The sequence below is a fragment of the Gardnerella washingtoni genome (genome assembly GCF_049262705.1).
Taxonomy (GTDB): Bacteria; Actinomycetota; Actinomycetes; order Actinomycetales; family Bifidobacteriaceae; genus Bifidobacterium; species Bifidobacterium vaginale_D.
This window is the reverse complement of sequence record NZ_CP058398.1, coordinates 347,680-368,952: the sequence shown is the minus strand read 5'-3', so window position 1 is coordinate 368,952 and position 21,273 is coordinate 347,680. Positions and strand designations below refer to the sequence as shown.

Genomic DNA, 21,273 nt, shown 5'->3' with positions numbered 1-21,273 from the left:
ACAGGCAAAGAAAAAGAGCAGGTTTTTAACCCTGCTCCTAAAATTTTTTTAATCTTTTTTGTAAAACTCGCACTCGTAGCCGTCAGCTCTAAGAAGTAAACCTTCTGCCCAAGGTGGTGTTCTTCCCATGAGCTCACACACGCTTTGAACACTCACATTCTTATCGGTTTCGATAATGGCTTCATCATGCACGTGCGCGACGATGCGATATTCTTTCAGCGTTTGCATGGCGTAAAGTAGAATGTCACGAGCTATAGCTTGCGTAATGTTTTCCACGAATTTAGGCCCGTAGCTTTCCAGCCGCTCCCATTTTTTAGTAGATCCCACACCCTCATAGGTGACTGATTCACCACCGTACTTGTTTTCTTCCACACGTGGCTTCACATAGTAAAGGCATCTTTTCGAAGGCAGTTTGATGATAAGAAACCCACTCTTATAAGTGAACACGATATTGTGTGTTTGAACAGATACGTGTTCGTGTACACACTGTTTTACCGCTCCGTCCACATCCCACCACAATGAAACAATATGTGGATTAGCAGATCTCCAATCATTAACCAACTGTTGCAAATCATCTTCATGTAAACCCATATCAAGAGCACCCATTGCCTTTAATGCTCCTACTGCACCACCGTAGCCACAGTTATGCACGAGCTTTCCCGATACGGTAAAACGATGATTTGGTCCGGCATTTCGTATGTCATAAACTCGAGCCTTGCTTCGATTAAACGCCAGTTTTTTCTGTGTTGTGCTACAGCTGTATTTGCTCTTGATATGATTTCTTCTCTGCATATTCCTTTCGATAGCATTCTTGTAACTACCGATCTTGCGTATGGCCAATATTGTTGCTCCCACCGTGTTAGGATAGCGTTCTGCTTGTTGTTTTGATTGACTATTCTTGGAACAAAGCGGATATTTCCTTTTTCGTAGTTGCCGTTTGTATTTATCCGATCTAATTCCCAGTCTTTTCGCACATTGTCTACCTCTTGTAAAATCCACAAGCCTGCTTCTAAAACAGAATGGAAGCACCACTTTATCCCTCTTGCACCATAGTTTTTGTAATTTGGATCTCTTGGATTGATACATCGCTGTTTTGCGGCACTTAGCCGTTTTTCTAACCATATTGGTATTTGTTTCGGCTGCGAGCAAGCTTGACACCCTTTTGATTTGCCCGACTTTAGACTGTTTAAGTCCTGCCATTGGACGCTTCCACACCCTACGCATTGTGTCAGTACATAACAGTGGTTTTGCTTTTGATTCCAGTGTTTCTCTGCACTTATGATTTTCACCCAGCCGTATTGTTCTCCGACCATCTCCGGTTTGTATGAGATGTGTTTTGCAGATGGCGGATTCAATAAACCGTATTGGCTTCGGTTTCCCTTTAACCCAGACGAGATGGTCTGGTGTTGCTCTAAGTCCTTCATACTCGATTACCTCCTTTACACCCTTAAAAACAACTCCGTTATGGTTGACCCAGTTTTCTCCGTCCCACACTTTTTGTTTTGTAGTGACTTCTTCAATTGGGACTAGCCCTTCATTTGTGAGTACAAGTTCACCTTCAGCAATACAAGCGAGTTCCGCGATCTTCCCTTTCTGCCGCAGGTGCCCGTTTACTCCGTGCTTTTCAACAGGCACGCTAAACATTTGAGATGCTGACGAGCAGTAAATGTCTTTACCTTCCGCGAATACTCGCATACGCCATTTTTCACCCGCAAGCCAGGCAAGGACTCTCGCTTCGATTGCTGAAAAGTCTGCGACAATAAACTTAAATCCAGTGCGTGGAATAAAAGCAGTGCGAATAAGCTGGGATAAGGTATCCGGAATATCCTCATAAAGCATTTCCAAAGCTTCAACATTTCCCTGTTTAACAAGACTTCTAGCCTCAGCTAGATCAGGCAAATGGTTTTGTGGTAGGTTTTGTAATTGCACGAGCCTTCCCGCAAATCTTCCTGTACGGTTTGCACCATAGAAGCGAAACATGCCACGCTCCCGATAATCCATGCATGCAGCGTTTTTCATCGCCGTATACTTTTTCACCGATGATTTAGCAAGCTGCTGACGAAGCCGCAACACTTCCGCCAACTCTTTACCCACTGTTTTAAGTTGTTTAGCGACTTCTTTTTTACCAAGCGACTCCATTTCAAGACCATGCTTTTTAAGCCAAGAGCGCATTTGTAACACGGAGTTCGGGTTTTCTAAACCTGTAATATGCTTAAGCTCACTCATGAGATGCGTTTTCACCTCTAAGTCGAGTTTTATGGCTGATTCAACGAAAAGAGAATCTATTTCTATCCCACGGTCGTTTATGGTTTGGTCGAGATAAAACTCCTGCCATAAAAAGTCCGGCACGGGAAAGCGTGAGAGCTTTTCTTGAATACTCATCTCAACTTCCACATCACGCTTGTTATACGATTTGAAAAGCTCCCACTTTTCCTTATCGTGAAAATACTTGTTTCTTGTTCTTCCACCGTTTACTTTCGTAGGATTACACGGCAGGCAGAAATATTTAATAAGATTCTTACCCTCAGTGAGCTTCTGCTTATCAAGACCCAGTACTGCTCCCACGCTTTCCAAAGACATGGGAAGCCCCAGGGTGGCTGACCAGATCATTGTGCAATGCCACGAGCTTGGGTTTAAAAACAAGCCTTCACTTTTCACTGTCTGACCAGGGTTAACATTGATGCCTTTATCTCGCAAATAGCGTGATAAGCAGACTCTTTCAAACTGAGCGTTAAACGCCCACTTGGTCACCGTTTCATCTGTTAAAGCAGAAAGCACAACATCCGGTATGGTTTCACCTTGCGCTAAATCAACGACCTGAACTTCACTACCGTCCACACTGTAGCCAAAAAGCAGTATTTCAAAATCATCCGATTCTGCGTACTTGTAAACCCCACATTTACCAAGATTCACACTCGAAAACGTCTCTAAATCCACACTCAAATTTTCCAAATTACATCACCTCCAAGTTAATAAAAGAGGTGACAGAAAACCTGCCACCCCACTTATAGAATCTTCTAAATCCTGTTTTTCAGGAATCTTCTAATTCCTATTTAGAATGTGTTTAATATCAACGTAAAGACTCACGAGTTTCTTTACCGTGAAATCAAGAAGTAATACTCCTATAAACACTGAAATAAAAACCGCTATAACAATTTCCATAATTAACTCACGCTCCTTATGCTAGAAAATCATCATCTTCTAAAGTCGTAAAATCATCGGTTGCGAGACTACGTCCGCCGAGTGGCTCACCGTCTCGAATCTTTTGAATATTGCCAAGACCGCAAGCAACTCCCTTATTACCGTTAGAGTTAAACGCGTAAAAGTTGATGGAAACCCTCGCATAGCAGCCTGAATACACTTCACTGCGATCCATGATTGGTTTTACCTGCTTGTCTACAATCTGCGGAGCCGTGGTTGAGTTCGCGTTAATAAAATAATGTCCTTTATACGCTTCATCATCACGCTCAATATCCCCGTCCCTGAGTGGTGTTTTAAGAGCAGCCTTGTTTGGTTTCTTACCACCAAACTTGCCGACACCTTCCTCAATCGCAGCATCAATAGCTTTCTCAATAGCCGTAATCGTTTCAACATCACTTTTAGGGATAAGCAGTGAAACACTGTACTTTTCAGGACCGCCGTTAATAGACTTTGGCTCCCAACCGTTGAAATAGGAAAGACGCGTGTTCTTACCAGTGATAACCTTAGTGTTATTTAATTTAGACATAGTACTAATTCTCCTTTTTGAATTCTTGGTTTACATTTGTTACATTGACTTTTGCCCGCTTATCCGAATCGGGTACGAGCGTAAGTTTTCCGGACGGTTTGATAATGAGGTCGCCCAGAATATCCTCAAATTTTTTCTTGCCCATCAGCTTTTGCATTTCTGTTAAACCGATAAGACTAGTTTTGAAAATGTTGGTAAAGCCATGAGCTTTCGCTTTCTCAATAACAGCTGTCTCATCCTTAAACTTGCGAACTGAACGTCCTTCCACGAGTTTGAAACCGCTCCACTCTTTACCATGGTTTATAGCGGAATCTGTGGCGTACGCTAAAACATCATCAGCCCACTTCGTAAGAGTTGGAATAGTTTTAAGAACCTCCTCAATCTCACTATCTGTTAAAACAGATGGCGGTTTAAACTCAAGTTCTGCAAGCTTTAGATTTTCCTCGGCACGCTTTCTGCATACTGCTTTTGCCCTGCAAAACCTGCACCAGTCACCAGCACAAAATTCGCCTTCGCCTTTGTTAGCAAGCCCTGCTTTAGGTTTAAGCACTTTTTCAGCCCAAGAGATAAGCTCTGCGACAGGTAGTGTGAAAGTTGATACGTTGTCACGTCTTGGCTGAAAAATACTCATCTCAACGCTTTGTATCTCGTACAAGCTGTCGAAAAGCGTTAAAGCTCCAAGAGCGTAGCATTTCATCTGCGGATTCTCGTAAGCATCAACCAGCACGCCTTGACCGTACTTAAAGTCGATAACCTGCAGCGTTTTTTCGCCTACAATAATGCAGTCCGCTGTACCAAACCCGTCCGGCACGTAAGCTGAAAAATCAACCTTCTGCTCGATGAGAAGAATAGGATCTTGGCAGTTAAGTTTTGCCTGCTCGTATTTTTCCATTACGAAATCCACGTAAGCATCCGAGCATTCCTGCATCTCGTTTGAGTCATACTCTGTTGACGGTTTTTCACACGGACGGTTAAGAAGCTTATTCAGCTTGTACTCACACCACGCGTGTGCCGCCGTTCCTTCCTCAGCCGCTGTAGAAGTAGTGTTTTCAAACTTTTCTTCTAAAACAGCGCTAGGAGTACACTTAATCCACCTGTGAGCAGAAGATGGGGAAAGTAAAGCATGCTTAGTCACTTGTCATACCTTTCGCCTCTTCAAGAAGCTCAGCGTACTTACTTTCATCAAGTTCTGAAAGCTTGTTAGCTCCGAACTTGACGATAAGCGCTTTTACTTCCGCGGTTTTACCATGTTGGCTAAGTTTTGCTAAAACCGCTCGCACATCCTCTAAACTCACCTTTTTAACAGACTCCTTATTATTAGAAGCTGTTTCTTTACAACCAGCACCAGAAGCACCGGCATCATCAAATAGTTTTTTAAGATGAGCTGTTAAGTTTTCCAAGTCTTTGATGACTTCTCTCAATATTTCCTTGTTCACGGTTTTCCTCCTTAAACTTCTTTGACATCAACTGACTGAACACTTTTCCCAGGATCTAATAGGTAGACTTGCGAGTAATCACCAAACAGCCAGCGGATAAACCGTTGAGGTAATCGCATCACAGCTCCACGTAGAACCTGTTTCTTCTCACCGTTTTCACCGGTGACGTTAATAACGATCTTGTGTTTCACGAGTTTTGCCTCCTTTCTGTAAGGGGTTTCTTCCTTACACATCACAGGCAAAGAAAAAGGAGGAGTTTTTAACCTCCTCCAAATAAAATTTCTAGAATTCTTTTAACGCGTCGTTCTCAGCTTTTCGAGAGCCTTATCCAGATGCTTTTTCACGCCAGCAGACGAGATACCAAGCATGCTTGCAATCTCTGACTGAGTGTATCCTCCAATAAACATCAAACGAATAACCTGGCGTTGCTTGTCAGTAAGCGTTGAAAACGCATTCTCCATTTCTTCTGACATTTCAAAACCATAATCGTTGGTAATAAAACTATAATCATCAGTAGTACTGAGAGCTTCAGCAAGATGACTTTTATCTACTTCAAGCTCGCCATCTGCATCAAAGTCAATCGAGGAATTATAGTTGGGTAGGAAATGCTTGTTAGCAGCGTAGTCAACGTCGTCTTTGTTGGGTTTGTAGCCGTGTCTTTCTTCGAAACGTTTGACGTACTTCTCTTTCCACGCCTTACTTTCAGCTTTTTCTTCAGCAGTTCTATTAGGACGCAGGTTCTTATTGTTGTAGTAAACCTCGCTGTCATCCATTGAGTGAAGCATCTTAATATCCGCAACGGTTACACCATTCTCGCCTGGTTTAATCTCGATAGTTTCTTCACTATAACTACCATCTTCATTACGAACACAACTTGTATACTTATATGTTGCTCGATTGTTGCTATTAGTTTTACGAGTCTTCATACTCGCTCCTTTCCGCCTGTAGCGGTCGGAGCGATGAGAAGACGCATACAAAAAGAGCTGGTGCTTTGTGAAGTACCAGCTCTTAAGGCATGAAAATAGCCATAGGAAAATAGAGGTACTTCACATAGCACCCCACGGAATAAATCCGTGAAGCTCTATGCTGTATCTCATCGCCCTATAGCTAATCAGGCTTCGTGATATTTACTTGTGCGGCCTGATTGAATAATCAGATCTACAATTACTTAGATTTTTTAGAGTGGTTACTTTCCACTTTTCTTTGTCTGTGCGAGAGCACTACCAGCTACAGACTTAGCTGTCTTGCTATAGCGTCCGTCACGCAAAACTTTGCTAGCCTTGGAAGCTACAAGCTTCGAGGTTTGCTTAGTATTCTTTTGCATTTTCATCACCTCTCTTTCTGAATTCATGTCAACTCACAGCCTCCACTTTCGTAAAGTTTTTCTTTACTCGATGCAACCTCAGATGCTATAATTAACAAATCAGAGGATCTGAGTAGATAGGTTTCTGAACTGCACTTTTAGAATACAAAGTGACTGATTTCAATCCTTGAGAAATCCTGAGAGAAAAACATGAGAAAACCTGAGAAAAAAGAAAGGAGGATCCGCCTTGGAATTTAATGAATGGTGTAAAGCTATGAAACCGCTCGTTCCGGGCGGTCTCGGCGGACCTTCTTATATGAGAGAACTCATTTCCATGTTCACGACGGTATCGGAAGATGAGTGGACAACCAGAAAAGATCCGTCCGTTCTACCCAGCGATGCCACTTTAGAGTCGATGTTTTCAAGAGCATCATCCTTTACGATGAAATTTGCTAATGCGCTTTTATCACGTCTGAACCTAAAAAACTTGATGGGGTTGATCAAAGGCCTAGATCTACCCGCCAAAAAGCTAATAGCAGATAATTTCGCCACCTATAATGTTGACGTTGAGGTTAAGGATCTCGTTAAGCAGGCAAGCTTAGAACTTGTCAGGATTTTGCAAAAGAAAGCAAAACAGACAAACCGAAATAAAGAATACGAAATACTAATCAATCAATGGGCAGCCTTAACCGACTACAAAGAAGAGTTGTTGCTTCAATCCAGAGGTTGTCTTAAGTGCGGTAACTCTTTACAAATTTCATCCAATGCCAAGACTGCTCCTGCCTATGACATCATTCAGATTGATGAGAGCAAAGAAAATCCAACCATTGAAGATTTTGCAGTTTTATGCCCGGAGTGCGCCGCTCAATACAACTTAAGCCATACGCCGGAACAACAAAAAAATCTGTATGAGAAAAAATCACTGCTTAAGCAACAAGAGAAACTTGAACAAGCGGCAGTTCCCATGCATTTAGACAAAGAAATTACGGCCTTACTGGTCGCTTTGAAAGATCTTCCTTCAGCTAAAAAACAAACGGATCCCAAATATAATGCCTATCCTTTAAAAACAAAAATCGCAGACGAGGAGCTGATGCTCCAAGCCCGCGATGCGATGGCTATTTACAAATCTTTTATTGACACACAACTGAAGAGCTTGGACTCATCCGGCGTTTTGGATTTTGAAAGAATGCGCAATCAAGTAAAAGGCATGTGGCTTGAACTAAAGCGGCTGCAGGTTGAGCAACGTTTAGCCTTCAAAAAGATAACAGAATGGATGAGTCACGAAACAGGATCAGGTGAATACACCTGCGCCATTGTAGTTTGTTATTTCATACAAATATGTGAGGTCTTTTCGCCTCGCAAGGAGGCTATTTCTGATGAGACTGCCGAATAAACTTTATACCTATGAAGAAAGCACATTATCTAATTTCCCCATCATCTTACGAGCTATTGGGAAAGATGGCATTTCTGTAGCGGATTTATACCAGAGAATTGCTGGTGAGGTCGGTGGCGTTCTTGAACTTATTGAAGAGCTTGCTTTGCTTCTTTCAATTCAAGAAATAACGATAGACAAAAAAAGCGAGGTGATCTTTCGTGCTCATTAGTATTTGGTCAGATAAATTTATCGAAGATGAAAAGCAGAGACCGCCCATTATTTTCCACGGTGGACTCAACATGATCGAAGGTGGTGCGAAAGCTGAAAATTCCATTGGAAAATCAACGGTGCTATATATCATTGATTTCGTTTTTGCCGGTAAGGATTTTTTGTCAACCGATACCATTATACTTCCGCAAGCTGTAGGGCACCATACGATTTACTTCACGCTCAAATTCGGCGAAGACTACTACTATCTTTCGCGTGATACGTTGCGCCATGGGTTTATCAGTATTTATACAGATGACACGTATCAGAAGAAGTCCGGAGAGTGGACGATCGATGACTATAAATTATTTTTAGCCGAGCAATATGGCCTGGATTTCAATGATTCCACATGGCGTGAATTAATCGGTCGCTTTGTACGCATCGGAGAAGAGCCTCTTGCCAATTTGACTAAACCTTTACTTGCAGCTCCTCGAGAACCTGATGAGGCGGGAGTAAAAGCACTTCAAAAGCTATTCGGAAAATACGATGAGCTTAAAGCCTTAGAAGACGAACTGGCAAAAGCCTCCAGTGAGTATTCCAGCTTGGAGACGATTGCAAAAAGCGGACTTAGTCCGTATATAAAGCTGCGTTCCCAACAAGAACGAAAACAAGCAGCCGAAGAGTTAAGCGAAACAAAAACGAAGCTCGCAAGCTTAAAGGTGACCGCCGATTTATCTTTATATGATAAGACCAGAGAAATTAAATCGCAGGCTTCAAAACTGCGCATGAGCTTAAGACCACTGGAAGAAAAAAGAACGGCTCTTCAAAGTAGACTAAAACTTGTCGAGGCTACGTTGGCTGGAGAACTCAGGATAAGCAGCGAGGAGTTAAATGCTTTTTATGAGTTCTTTCCTCAAGCGAACAAAGAAAAATTAGAGACAGTCGAATATTATCATCGCTCTCTCATCGGAATATTAAATGATCAGATTGATGAACAGGCAGAGCTTTACAAAAAAGAGCTTGGACTTGTCAATGAGGCGATCAAACAAATTAAGGAGAAAATTTACTCGCTCAATGAATCAATTGAACTGGACGATGAAACCTATGAGAAAAATGGTGAGACCGTCGCAAAGATAAAGCGTCTTGCGGAACAAATATCTATGTTTGACAAGACGCAGGAACTGAAGAAGCTCAAAAAAGAAACCGGAGAAGCACTGAAGGAAAGACGACCTGCCATTCTCAAAAGTCTAGCAAGCGACTTGAATGCCGCATTTCAAAGGGACAATGACTTTCTTTACCAGGATCAAGATCGCCTCGCACCATCTTTCTCTTTCAAAGAATCAAGAGAAGGAAAACTTGGCTATGGCTTTTCTTCCCAAGGCGATAACGGAGCCGGTGCAAAATCAAAGAATCTGATTTTGTTTGACATGGCGATTTTGGAATTGACAGCACTTCCTTTCGTTATCCATGATTCTACGGTCATCAAGCAGATTGCTTATTTGCCAGTTGTTAAAATGTTAGAGCTATACGAGAAGACAGCAAAATTACATGATCGTTGCGGAGATCCGAAACAAGTATTCTTTGCCTTTGATGCTTCCCCTGCCTATGGACAAGAAGCGGTTGAATTATCTGATGAGTTACGTGTCATTCATCTCGATGATGAGACCAAAGCCTTATATGGATACACATGGAATACCAAGAAAAACAAGAAGAATAGTGAAAAAACGCAATAGTGCCGTCAGCACACATCAACATACATGGGGGCAATATGAAACTCTCTTATAACAAATTATGGAAAAGGCTAATCGATCTTAACTGGACAAAAGAAGATCTGCGAGAAAAAACTAAGATTAGCTCCACGACACTTGCAAAACTCAATCGCGGCGACAACGTTACAACGGACATTTTACTGAGAATTTGTGAGGTTCTAAGCTGCGATTTAAACGACATCGTTGAAACCATTAGAGATAATAAAACGAATAAGAATGAGGTGAAGTAATGAAAAACATTTTTGACACTGTAGCAGACCTCCTGCTTTCAAATAGCAAATACAAAGCCGAAGATGGTAAGCTTCTTAAAGCTGTAGTATACAGTGATGTTATGGCAATGAGTGAAGATTTGCTCACCCTTCTCCTCTCAAACGAAGACGTAAAAGAAACATTCTTCAAAGACGTTCAAGGTACGCTCGTTTTCGATAAGCAAAAGTTCGCTTGGTTCATGGAATCAAAGGAATTCTTGCCAGACTCTTACACGGCTTATACAAACAAAATTGGGCTTACCCATAATGGCAGTTTCGTCTCGCAAACAAACGATGTTGTGCTCGACTTCCCTTACAAGGATTGCGTATTGGAAGGCGGTCAAGATAAAGATGATCAAAAACGCAGTGAGATTTTCTATAACGAAACAATAGCAAGTGATGAAATCTCGCGCATTCTTGCACCTAAAGTATTCACGAACACTAAACGTTACACCGCCGTTGGTGAGAAAGATTTAACTGGAGAACTAGACACTAATACTATTCATGTTGAAGAAGAAACAGGCATAACGCTTAACGATGATGATAATTTAATTATAAAAGGAAACAATCTTATTGCCTTAGCAAGCCTTCTTAAACGCTACGAAGGCAAAGTAAAGTGCATATATATCGATCCACCTTATTACTTCAACAAAACTATAGGTGAAGATAGTTTTAAATATAATTCTAATTTTAAGATGTCTACTTGGCTGACATTTATGAAAAATAGACTGGAACTTGCCAATAAGCTACTTTCATCGCATGGAAGCATCTGGATTCATATGGGTGAAGATGGTATGCATTATCTTAAAGTTTTGGCAGATGATGTATTTGGCAAAGAACATTTTGTAGGAACTATTCCTAGAAAAACTAGAGATGGAAAATCAGATGTGCCTTTTAATTTATCGCAAGATTTTGATTGGATATTAGTTTATACGAAAGCCAACGAATCAGATGCGGTTGTTGGTAGACAAGTTGAACGCAAATATTATGAAACAGATGATTTCCCCGGTAAACCTTGGCGAACAGCAGATTTAACAAGCCAGAGAACAGTTCAAGAACGTCCAAATTCTGATTTTACGATGATAAATCCAAAAACCGGTAAGGAATATCCTGTTAATCCTAAGCGTTCATGGGCAGTCACAAAAGATACGTTTGATGAGTGGTATGCTTCTGGCGGAATTGGTTTCCCAGACGACTATGAGTTTATGTCCGGTAATCGTCCATTCCGAAGAGTTTTTAAAGAAGATGATGATTGTAATGAAAAGCCAACATCCGTAAACAGTGATTTTTTGATTAAAGAATTTATAGCTACCCTGCTAACTAAGTCAAAAAATAAAGATGGGAATAATGAAATTACAAATCTTTTCTCTAGAGATGAATTTGATTACGCGAAACCTGAAGAGTTAATAAGATCTATTTTAGAAATAAGCAGTAACCCCACCGACCTCGTCCTTGACTTCCATCTTGGCTCCGGCACTACTGCCGCAGTTGCTCATAAAATGGGACGACGATACATTGGTGTTGAACAAATGGATTACATTCAAGACATAACTGTTGAGCGCTTGAAGAAAGTTCTTGAAGGCGAACAAGGCGGTATTTCTAAAGCTCAAAACTGGCATGGTGGTGGCTCTTTCGTTTATTGCGAGCTTAAAGAAGACGCTAACACGCTTATTACTGCTATTCAAAATGCGACTGAAGATACTATTGAAAGTGTAAAAGCTTCCATTTACGCAGATGAGCGTATTGTGCCTTATCTTACCAAGCAGGAACTCGCTGATGCTGATAAAGACTTTGAGAATCTAACATTAGAAGAAAAGAAGCAAGCACTCATGAAGCTTGTTGATAAGAACAAGCTGTACGTTAATGCTTCAGATATGGATGATGCAGCATATCAAATTAGTGATGCTGATAAAGCCTTTACGAAGTCTTTCTATGAGGAGGCTTGACCCATGGCTGAATCATTCTTATACGAAAAACTCGATACACTTAAAGAAATGAATGAGCTTGCACCTATGCCCGATATTATTGAGCATAGTTTATCTCAAAATATTGTTTTGCGAGAGTATCAAAAAGAGGCTTTCCAATATTTCGTTACCTATTTTGAAAAAGATGGTTTGCGTAAGAATAAGCAGATTCATACTCTTTTTCACATGGCAACAGGTTCCGGTAAAACGGTGATGATGGCAGGGCTTATCCTCTATCTTTACACAAAAGGTTATCGCAAGTTCCTCTTCTTTGTGAATCAAACGAATATTTTGAAAAAGACGGAAGAAAACTTTTTGAACGCGCTTTCATCAAAGTATCTTTTTGCTGATAATCTTTCCTATCTTGGTATGAAGATTAAAGTGAAAAAAGTAGACCGATTTAGCGACACGGTTCTAGATGATGATATTGAGCTGCTATTTACTACCACTCAAAAGTTACATACAGACATGTGGTTTGCTAAAGAAAACGCGCCAACATACACTGATTTTGAGAATGATAAAATCGTTTTTATTTCGGACGAAAGCCATCATATTAATTCTTATACGAAGAAAAAGACTAGTACTGAAGAAGATGCTGAGAAAAGCTGGGAATACACAGTTAATAATGCTTTTACTTCTAATAAAGACAATATACTACTGGAATTTACAGCTACGGCTGATCTTAAAGATAAAAACGTGCTTGCAAAATATGCTGATAAAATCGTATACAATTATCCACTGGAGCGATTCCGTGAAAGTGGTTACACTAAAGACTTCCAGAATTTTGCGACTGATACGAATCTCTGGGATCGTACGCTTATAGCTCTTATCTTGAGTGAATATCGTCGTTATCTTTTTGCGGACTTAAAACTGAATATTAAACCAGTTATTATGCTTAAGTCGCAAAAGATTAAAGAGTCTGAAGCTTTCCATGACGAGTTTTTCAAAAAGCTAAATCAGCTCACGAGCTATGAGATTATGGCTTTACAGAGTGCTAATATTCCGCTTCTTTCAAAAGCTATAGCTTATTTTGAGGAAAAAGACGACAGCCTTGAAAACCTAGAGCATAGTCTTAAGAACTCTTTTGCCGAAGAAAACACCATTATTATGAATGGTGGCAGCGATAACAATGATGTGAATCAAATAAAAGTAAACTCGCTGGAAGACAAGGATAATCACATCCGCCTTATTTTTGCTGTTGACATGCTCAACGAAGGATGGGATGTTCTAAATCTCTTCGATATTGTGCGCTTGTATGATAGTAGACAAGGCAGTGGTAAAGCAGGTCAGATTGGCTCCTATACGATTAAAGAGGCTCAACTGATTGGTCGTGGAGCACGCTACTGTCCATTCGTATATGAAGGCGACAAAGACCTTAAATATAAGCGTAAGTTTGATGGTGATCTTACGAACGATTATCGTATTCTGGAAACAATGCTTTTCCATAGTCTTAACGATTCACGTTATATTACCGAGTTAAAACAAGCGCTTGTTGCTACTGGTTTGCAAGCAGAAAACCCGATTACTCGTGAATATACGCTTAAAGAAGAATTTAAGACTTCTGAATTTTACCAAAGATCATACGTCTACTCTAATGAACGACTGCCTCGAGGTCGTGCGAATATTTCAACTATTGAAGATAGTTTGAAAACAAAAATATACCGTTACTCGCAAAAATCTGTATCTGGAAAAGTAGTAAACCTTTTTGGTGAAACTGAGAATGTTAATAATTTAACTGCAAAACCAGTATCGAAATCTTTTAAGGATATTGATTATAATATTTTATCTGGCGCAGCATCCTGCTACCCAGAACTCTGTTTTAATGTTATAAAAGATAAATATCCTAATGTTACTTCATTAAAAGAGTTTTTAACCTCGGATAGTTATCTTGGAAACTCTATTTTAGAGATTACGCAAACTCAAGATAGTATAAGCGGTAAAGATTTATTTGAAGCTTGTAAGAAAGCTTTTTCGCAAATCGCATCATATATTGCCACTATTAAACAAGAGTTTGTTGGAAGTACTGTGTTTAAGCCGCACATGCTTAAAAATGTTTTACATGACAAAAAGATATCGCTTAATTCAATTACTGCAGACGGTGGTCATGGTGACTCGCAAAACAACTGCGCTAACGCTGATTATCGCATGAATCTTGTGGATGAACCGTGGTACGTTTTTACGGACAATTATGGTACGAGCGAAGAAAAACTGTTAGTAAAATATTTTAAGTCAACTATTGAGCCAAAGCTTAAAGCAAAAGGACTTGAATACTATCTTATTAGGAATGAAAGAATCCCTGAGCTTGCCATTTATTCGTTTGATTCAGGTGAACGTTTTGAGCCTGATTTCTTGCTCTTTATTCGTGAGAAAGAGTATGAGGATGTTAAAACATATCAAGCATATGTTGAGCCTAAAGGTAGTCAACTTTTATTTGAAGATGAGTGGAAAGAAAAATTCTTAGGGCAGATTGAGAACAACTACAAGGTTAACGATATTTTAGGAAGAGGATACAAGATTATAGGTCTTCCATTCTTTAATCAAGAGAACAAAATGTCTGAATTCGACAAAGCACTAAACGATTTAGTATCAAAATTATAGTGAGGTAATAGTAGTGATAGAAAATACTTATCCAGTTGCTCTTTCTCGCTTAGGCGATCAAGATGATACTAGAGAAAAACAATCTGAGAGAGCAATCACTTGGCTATGCAAACAATCTGGTGGCGATATTACTGTAATAACGCCTAGAAAGTATTTTGAAAATAAAGCTATAGAACGCCGAGTACAAAATGCAAATGTTAAGCACTACACGTGGCGAAAAACTAGTGGCTGGAATCTTACTGGACGAGTGTTATACGCATGGCCTAATCGAGAAAAACTAAATGAATTAGAGTACTATAAATTGGATGCTCTAGCAGTTATTGAATGGAATGAAATACCAGATTGGGTGAGAGAAGCTATGCCAGTTATACTTTTACCCAATAAAAAATAATTAAGCATACAGATTCTGGTGATTTTGAACTAGGTAAATTACAGAATGGTATAAGTGACATCTTATCTTATCTCGCTGGTATGGCTGATGGATATTCTCAAGGTATGAAATGTGACGAAGTCGATAAACTAAAATCCGATCTTATGGAATGTCCAAAAAGGTGGGAAGCAGTCACTTCCGAAGAAGTCAGACAAGAATGTTTACACTTAAACATGAAATTAGCTGATGTTGACCAAATAACGGAATTAGTTACCCGTAGAAAACAAGGAAGAACCTTCAATCTTTCCAAGAGCAGCTATAAAGGTTTTAAGTTTAAGCAGGATATGTAAATCTTAAGCGATCTCTCATTTTGAGTGGTCGCTTTTTAATTAAATACATCACTCAGCTTTCTAGTTTCATGGTATCTTGGATAAAATGAAACCTTGCCCTTGAACTCTGAAACTTTTCCTTCTGAACTCTGAAACTATTTATAGGAATCCTGAAACTTTGACTTGGAGCTCTGAAATCTTTGTTTTTATGCATAAAAAGGCGATATTACTACCGTTTTAATTATTTATACACAACATATTTAAATTTCTCGTTCTTCTAGCATTTTCAGTGAGATGCCATTTTCTGTTTTCCAGTCAGTCTTACCGTTTGTTGTCATTCCTAAAACAAATGAAGCAGCATAAGACGGGCTCTTAAACAAATAATTCTTAGTGAGCACGCCGTCTTTAATTTCGTTATTTTGTTTGCACCGCTGTCTTAGCTCTTTGATGGTATCTGGAATAGCATCAGAATCTGTTTCTTCAATCTGACTTCCCGTCAATACCACAAAACCCTCGTTCGTTCGTTTGCAATGCGCTTCTATGCTTTTATGCGACCTTTTAATCTTTCGAGAAAGACTTAATACCAGCTCATTATCATCTTGTTCTTTAGCTGCAGGTGTTTGTGTTTTTACCAAAGGCACAAAAATCTTATATCCTAAAACACCAAGCATCATCTTAAACTGATCAACATAAACCTCTAACTCCGCTTCTTTTTCTTCCGTCACATTGCCGGGGTTAGGATCATTTCCATTTCTTACTTTATAACGATCAGTATCAATAGCAAGGTTAGTGAATTTGTTTTCTAGATAGCTTATTTCCGTTGGTCCCCACGAATTGTCACTCGTCGTAAACATAACCGCTTCACTAAAGTAAAAATCGTCTTTTAGATGTTCATTAACTCTAAAAAGAACACCTTCACCGTTTTTTCTAATGCCAGCTTGCCCGATGTATACTTCATCCTCGTCATCATCATTCTTGCCAAACAAAAAATAAACGCCACACTGCTTGAGTTGTGCTCTATTCTTACATTTATCTAGATAGGTTCTAGGAACTTTATAAGCTAAACCACTCCAGCTAGGAAGTGTGCATTTAATGCGCCCAGTAACCTCACCGTCCATTAAAAATAGGTTAAAAGTTTTACTATTACTCATAGGAAATTCTCTCCATCGATACTAAACTAATTCTATTATAATCAACATATAACTTTTTTAATAGCAAAAAAGCACATCAGCAAGCCGTTGATGTGCTTTTATTTTGCCTTGCCACATTTCCCTGTAAGATTAACGCTTTAGTTCTGTCTTGCTCCCATCAAGGAAAGTAAACTCAACCTTTCCATCTTGATGCACAGTTAGATAGTAAACCATGCTAAGTCAGACGTTTTCATCGAACGCTGTTAACAAGTCCTGCTTTTTCAAATCCTCGATAAAATATTCAACCTCATCATGTCTTGCTTGCTTGTCAACAATAATAGCTTTGACTTCTTTAAGCCTTGCTTCTACGGTATTAAACCTGTTTACTAGACTCGTATATTTTTTCTCCCACATATGATACAGTACATTTCCTTCTGAGTAAATTTTCCCACTCCACAAGGTGGGTGCAAAGTGGGTGCACTTTTTAACGTTAACATCCTGTGCACTCGACCCTAGAGCGTTGACATGTTTCCTTATACAGCAAAATCGCACTCAAAAACCGCGAGAACCCAGATTAGAACAGGCACGCATTAAACCTTTTAACGATAGCCCTCGCTAAGCCTTGTTACACAAGGGCAAATTTGCACCCACCTATTAAGCCTTTGACATCAATACGACACTCTCGACGTGATGAGTGTTGGGATATATATCGAACGCGCGCAAAGACTGAACGCTGTAGCCAAGCTCCTTAAACGTGCCAACATCGCGAGCAAGACTAGTAGGATCGCAAGCAACATACACAACGCTTCTTGCTTCAGACTTCGCAATCTGCTTACAAACTTGAGCTTTAGCACCAGCGCGCGGAGGATCCAATACAACAACATCTGGATGCGCAAATCGGCGCACAATCTTAGATGATTTACTCGCCTTAAACACCTGCGATTCAAGCGTTTGCGCAACATCACCTTCAAGCGCTTCAACAACATCCCTGCCAAGACCTGCGCGCCCAATGTTTCGCCTTGCATTCTTTACAGCAATCGGCGCACCCTCAATGCTAAGCACGCGAGCTGGCTCTGCAGCACCAAAAGCGCCAGCAGCACCAGAAGAATCTCCGCCAATATTAGCCAAAGTCGCAAGCGGAATCGTAAACAAACCTGATCCAGAATACAAATCCCACAAAACCGTATTCCTGCTACGCCCACCAAACGCAGAACGAACTAATCCCAAAACGTAGTTCACCAAATGCTCTGGAGCTGCGTGATGAATCTGCCAAAAACCGCGCGCGTCAACATCGTAATCAAAAGTACGCGCACGCGATGAATCACCATCAACCGCAACGCGCACGCGCTCTCGCAACAAAGCCGATCCTGCAACCAACTCATCATTTACTATAAGCGCATAATTTTCGCCAATCGCACTAAGGAGCGCAGACTTATCATTAAAATCTAAACCATCAACCCGAGGCTCTGGAACAGCAAGGCGAATTTGCGAATTTGGATCAAACTTGCGATTCCACAAGTCCAAAGAATCCGCAACAGCCAAAACCGCGCGCGATGCAAGCGGCATAGTATCAATCGCAATGCGGTCATGCGACTCGCGTTTTCGCATAGACAATCGCCCTTCATCATCCGCAACCAACTCCATGCGCGTACGCCAATTAAATCCGTTAAGCTCCTCGTCCCCTGGAATGCGCTCAACACTAACATCGCTTTCCGCAACATCCATATGCGCTAAACGTTGGAATTGATTAGCAATTACGGAAGCCTTCCAACGAATCTGACCAGGCAAAGAAACGTGAATTAAATCCACTCCCCCAACTCCGCCGCCCTGAGCCAAAGGACCAGCGAGCTTCCAGCGAGGCTCCACACGATCCACGCTAGGCTCCAAAACTTCCACAACTTCGCCAGTGAAAAAGTGCGCTTTTGCACGCATCGGCTCATCCATACGCACAACAACCAGCTCACCAGGCAACGCAAATCGCACGAATACAACGCGTCCGTCAAGATGACCTACGCATCTTCCTTGATCCGCATATCTCTCGATTCGCATCGTCACTTGCATAAACTACCCCTTATTTTTGCGTTTTGTTAAGATGATTTTCTAACACTGATTCTCTAACGCTGATTTTTGTTAAGCTGATTTTACTTCACTTGAATTTACATTATTTTGATCTTCGTCAATCTGCTTTTCTTCATGATAATTGTCTTCACGATTTTTATGATGAAGACACATAAATGGCGTTGCAATAATCAAGTAAGAAACCCAAATTGCGAGCGCCCAGAACGGCAAACCCATAAGCAATCGAACTGTGCCGAGCCACACAACGTGATTCGTCAAATATAATGGCACTTGCAAAACGAGCCTCAGCGCAAAAACACCAATCCATAATCCGGTAACATACATATACGCACGCTTAAGTGGCCTGTAATCAAGCCATTCGTGCAGCCACGAGCCAAAATTTTCCGTAGGCATTTTGCGAATTGACTCAATCACAAGACCTAAAGCAGGCACGCGAACAATCAGCGAAATAGCAAGAAGCGCACCGTATACAGCATTTGTAATAAAACCCATCATGTAGTAGTCGCGCGCTTGATGACTCGTCCACACCCAAATAAGGCAGATTCCTACGGAAACCAATCCGCTTAATGCACCCATCAACGACTGCTTTTGAATAAGGCGCGCCACAACTTGCAAAACTGCAAGAGCTGCCGACGCAATAACTGTTGTTTGCACATTTCGTGTTACAACAAAACAAATAACAAACAGCAAGCCTGGCAGCATGGATTCGATTACGCCTCGAACACCGCCTATGGAATCAATCACAGAAAATGTCTTACTGTCGGATCCTATGGAAGCTAAAGACGCTAATCCTGAACGTTTTTTGTTTTGCCTAGAATTGTTATCTCGCATCCCTTGGAGCGATTTTTGTGTTTCTTCAGACAATTCCTGAGACTCCATTGCTTCCTGCGAACCCATACACTTACTTTCTGCTACTGGCAAATAATAGCTTTTGTTTTTATTATTTTCCCGTTTACTATCAGCTATTTACTTTGCTTATCTAACCTCAGAAAACATTGGTCCTCGAGTAAGCGTAGTTTTTACTTCCACCTGCTGATCATACCCCAATGGTTTATCTTCCTTCTGCAAGATATCGTTTTCTTCTCCTTGAGATACACCATCTTCTTCATTCTGGTTGTTCCCAATGCGACTTGCTGCTTCTTTTTCTTCTCGAGTTAAAGGATCATGCATAGGAATTAAATCACGAGGCACAAGAGGCTCTTCACCGCGGTTTACTACAATCCCCTTAAACCATTCCTCCAATTGTTTTGCTTCATTATTATTTTCTGCAAGCTCTGTTGCTGCAGGACCAGAAAATACGCCGCGAAGCATCCATCGAGGACCATCAACTCCTACAATACGAGTTGTAATACTCTTTCCTCCAACTTTTACTGGAAGCAAAAGTTCAGTACCAAATTCACCTTGTGCAGTGCAAGCTTGAATATTACCGTCAAGTAAATCTTTACATACATCCTGCCAAATACCAGTTGTCTTAGGTGCTGCAAATGCTTCAACTTCTACACTCGACGAACCGTACGTTACAGTCATCCCAAGAACTTGCCCTGTCTCACGCTGCTTTTTTACACGTAATTCAATACCTTGGAAATATGGAATATATATTGAACCAAAATCAAGATAGTCGCTGAAATCTGGTGCATTATCATCATTGAAATCCCATGGACCAGTTTTTACTTCTTCGACTTCATCTGAAACTTTTGAAGATTCTACCTTCTTATGTTGGCCAAATAACCAGCCCATTATTCCTCATTTCTTCAAACAACAAATCTACAATAACACGCTTGCTACTTGTTATGGCAACTTGCCTAACTCCACCAGAATACCACAAGCAAAGCACTGAAAATCTGCATATGCGTAAATGCGACTACTTTAACTATTACAACCTATGTAGATTGATAATCATATGGAATACTTTATAGACAAAGGCGCATGATCGGACCATCTTGTCTCATAGCTTGGCGCACGATCAATCACAAAACCACAAGCGCTTTCTGCAATTTCTGGCGTTGCAAACTGATAGTCTAATCTCCAGCCAACGTTATTGTCGAAGGCTTTGCCACGCTGACTCCACCAAGTGTATGGACCTTGAATGTCACCTGCAAGCATGCGCATAACATCCACAAATTCATACTCGTTAATCCAGCGGTCAATATATGCGCGTTCCTCCGGCAAAAATCCTGCACTTTTTTCATTTGCTTTAGCGTTTTTAATATCTAACGGCGTATGTGCAATATTAAAATCACCACATAAAATAGCCTGATTTCCGCCGCTTGCAGCAATATCTCGAAGCTCACCCAGTCGAATAAGCATGGTATCGAGAAATCGGAATTTTTGTTGCATTTTTTGCGGATCGTCCACGTTTCCAGCATGGACATATACGGAAGCAATAGTAATTTCATACCCATCCGGAGTACAAACATCTGTTTCAACCCAACGTCCTGAATCAACATCTTCACTTAAACCCGGCAAACCGTAACGCTTTTCAACTACAGGAAGAGAGGTGACTAAAGCTACACCGGCTCGACCCTTTACGCGGCAAACTTCGTTTGCATAAGTAAAATTATCATTTTCTACAGGATTTGCGATATTTTCAGACGCGCGATATCCCATTTCAATTTTTGTCATAATTGGGTCGATTGCATCCTGCGGAGCGCGCACTTCTTGCATACACCACACGTCAGGAGTGTGAGAATCGGACCAGTCAAGCATCCCCTTACGCTCGGCCGCACGAATACCATTTA

Annotated in this window: 20 protein-coding genes and 1 pseudogene; 8 read left to right on the top strand and 13 right to left on the bottom strand. The window is 40.8% G+C overall.

Translation table 11 applies throughout. The annotated features are described in order from the left end of the window. Positions 1 to 48: 48 nt before the first annotated feature. The 7 genes from HXT28_RS01250 to HXT28_RS01220 form a co-directional block, all read right to left on the bottom strand. Positions 49 to 2,952: a DNA polymerase gene (locus HXT28_RS01250; RefSeq protein ID WP_422113531.1), complete on the bottom strand. Its 2,904-nt coding sequence runs from the start codon at positions 2,950 to 2,952 to the stop codon at positions 49 to 51. A 226-nt stretch (positions 2,953 to 3,178) separates the two neighbouring features. Further along, entirely contained in the window at positions 3,179 to 3,727 is a 549-nt protein-coding gene (locus tag HXT28_RS01245; protein WP_103084946.1) for a DUF2815 family protein, read from the bottom strand. 4 nt (positions 3,728 to 3,731) lie between these two features. Next, positions 3,732 to 4,862 carry a DUF2800 domain-containing protein gene (locus tag HXT28_RS01240; protein ID WP_422113530.1) on the bottom strand — a complete coding sequence of 377 codons (1,131 nt, stop codon included), beginning with the start codon at positions 4,860 to 4,862 and terminating at the stop codon, positions 3,732 to 3,734. After that, the gene (locus HXT28_RS01235; protein ID WP_422113529.1) at positions 4,855 to 5,163 is read right to left on the bottom strand and encodes a hypothetical protein; all 309 of its coding nucleotides are present in this window, start codon (positions 5,161 to 5,163) and stop codon (positions 4,855 to 4,857) included. The genes HXT28_RS01240 and HXT28_RS01235 overlap by 8 nt, the downstream gene beginning before the upstream one ends. A gap of 11 nt (positions 5,164 to 5,174) precedes the next feature. Then, complete coding sequence (locus tag HXT28_RS01230; protein WP_016815920.1) at positions 5,175 to 5,396, bottom strand: hypothetical protein; 222 nt, start codon at positions 5,394 to 5,396, stop codon at positions 5,175 to 5,177. 60 nt (positions 5,397 to 5,456) lie between these two features. Then, entirely contained in the window at positions 5,457 to 6,089 is a 633-nt protein-coding gene (locus HXT28_RS01225) for an RNA polymerase sigma factor (protein WP_422113528.1), read from the bottom strand. A gap of 260 nt (positions 6,090 to 6,349) precedes the next feature. Then, positions 6,350 to 6,487, bottom strand: a complete 138-nt coding sequence (locus HXT28_RS01220) for a hypothetical protein (RefSeq protein ID WP_422113527.1) — start codon at positions 6,485 to 6,487, stop codon at positions 6,350 to 6,352. A gap of 226 nt (positions 6,488 to 6,713) precedes the next feature. Here HXT28_RS01220 and HXT28_RS01215 point away from each other — a divergent pair, with 226 nt between their 5' ends. From HXT28_RS01215 to HXT28_RS01180, 8 genes are all read left to right on the top strand, one after another. After that, a complete protein-coding gene (locus tag HXT28_RS01215) occupies positions 6,714 to 7,859 on the top strand; it encodes an ABC-three component system protein (RefSeq protein ID WP_422113526.1) in 1,146 nt (381 codons plus the stop codon). Beyond that, positions 7,843 to 8,070, top strand: coding sequence for an ABC-three component system middle component 7 (locus tag HXT28_RS01210; RefSeq protein ID WP_422113525.1), 228 nt, complete (start codon positions 7,843 to 7,845; stop codon positions 8,068 to 8,070). The genes HXT28_RS01215 and HXT28_RS01210 overlap by 17 nt, the downstream gene beginning before the upstream one ends. After that, positions 8,060 to 9,781 carry a DUF2326 domain-containing protein gene (locus HXT28_RS01205; RefSeq protein ID WP_422113524.1) on the top strand — a complete coding sequence of 574 codons (1,722 nt, stop codon included), beginning with the start codon at positions 8,060 to 8,062 and terminating at the stop codon, positions 9,779 to 9,781. Before HXT28_RS01210 ends, HXT28_RS01205 begins: the two co-directional genes overlap by 11 nt. Before the next feature lie 35 nt (positions 9,782 to 9,816). Continuing rightward, a complete protein-coding gene (locus HXT28_RS01200; RefSeq protein ID WP_422113523.1) occupies positions 9,817 to 10,047 on the top strand; it encodes a helix-turn-helix domain-containing protein in 231 nt (76 codons plus the stop codon). Further along, entirely contained in the window at positions 10,047 to 12,011 is a 1,965-nt protein-coding gene (locus tag HXT28_RS01195) for a DNA methyltransferase (RefSeq protein WP_422113522.1), read from the top strand. The genes HXT28_RS01200 and HXT28_RS01195 overlap by 1 nt, the downstream gene beginning before the upstream one ends. Before the next feature lie 3 nt (positions 12,012 to 12,014). Beyond that, positions 12,015 to 14,627 (top strand): DEAD/DEAH box helicase family protein, encoded by a 2,613-nt coding sequence (locus HXT28_RS01190; protein ID WP_422113521.1) that lies wholly within the window; start codon positions 12,015 to 12,017, stop codon positions 14,625 to 14,627. Positions 14,628 to 14,640: 13 nt separating this feature from the next. Further along, positions 14,641 to 15,018: a hypothetical protein gene (locus HXT28_RS01185; protein ID WP_422113520.1), complete on the top strand. Its 378-nt coding sequence runs from the start codon at positions 14,641 to 14,643 to the stop codon at positions 15,016 to 15,018. Positions 15,019 to 15,098: 80 nt separating this feature from the next. Then, complete coding sequence (locus HXT28_RS01180; protein ID WP_422113519.1) at positions 15,099 to 15,347, top strand: hypothetical protein; 249 nt, start codon at positions 15,099 to 15,101, stop codon at positions 15,345 to 15,347. A gap of 239 nt (positions 15,348 to 15,586) precedes the next feature. On the opposite strand, the gene HXT28_RS01175 is transcribed toward HXT28_RS01180, so the two are convergent. The 6 genes and pseudogenes from HXT28_RS01175 to HXT28_RS01150 all read right to left on the bottom strand — a co-directional run bounded on the left by HXT28_RS01175 (position 15,587) and on the right by HXT28_RS01150 (position 21,241). Further along, positions 15,587 to 16,477, bottom strand: a complete 891-nt coding sequence (locus HXT28_RS01175; RefSeq protein ID WP_422113518.1) for a GIY-YIG nuclease family protein — start codon at positions 16,475 to 16,477, stop codon at positions 15,587 to 15,589. A 129-nt stretch (positions 16,478 to 16,606) separates the two neighbouring features. Continuing rightward, a pseudogene (locus HXT28_RS01170) lies at positions 16,607 to 16,870 on the bottom strand (hypothetical protein). A 240-nt stretch (positions 16,871 to 17,110) separates the two neighbouring features. Continuing rightward, positions 17,111 to 18,517, bottom strand: coding sequence for a class I SAM-dependent RNA methyltransferase (locus tag HXT28_RS01165; protein WP_422113517.1), 1,407 nt, complete (start codon positions 18,515 to 18,517; stop codon positions 17,111 to 17,113). Positions 18,518 to 18,586: 69 nt separating this feature from the next. Next, the gene (locus tag HXT28_RS01160) at positions 18,587 to 19,366 is read right to left on the bottom strand and encodes a DUF3159 domain-containing protein (RefSeq protein WP_422113681.1); all 780 of its coding nucleotides are present in this window, start codon (positions 19,364 to 19,366) and stop codon (positions 18,587 to 18,589) included. Positions 19,367 to 19,510: 144 nt separating this feature from the next. After that, entirely contained in the window at positions 19,511 to 20,272 is a 762-nt protein-coding gene (locus tag HXT28_RS01155) for a DUF3710 domain-containing protein (RefSeq protein ID WP_064347481.1), read from the bottom strand. 159 nt (positions 20,273 to 20,431) lie between these two features. Then, positions 20,432 to 21,241 (bottom strand): exodeoxyribonuclease III, encoded by an 810-nt coding sequence (locus HXT28_RS01150; protein ID WP_422113680.1) that lies wholly within the window; start codon positions 21,239 to 21,241, stop codon positions 20,432 to 20,434. Positions 21,242 to 21,273 lie beyond the last annotated feature (32 nt).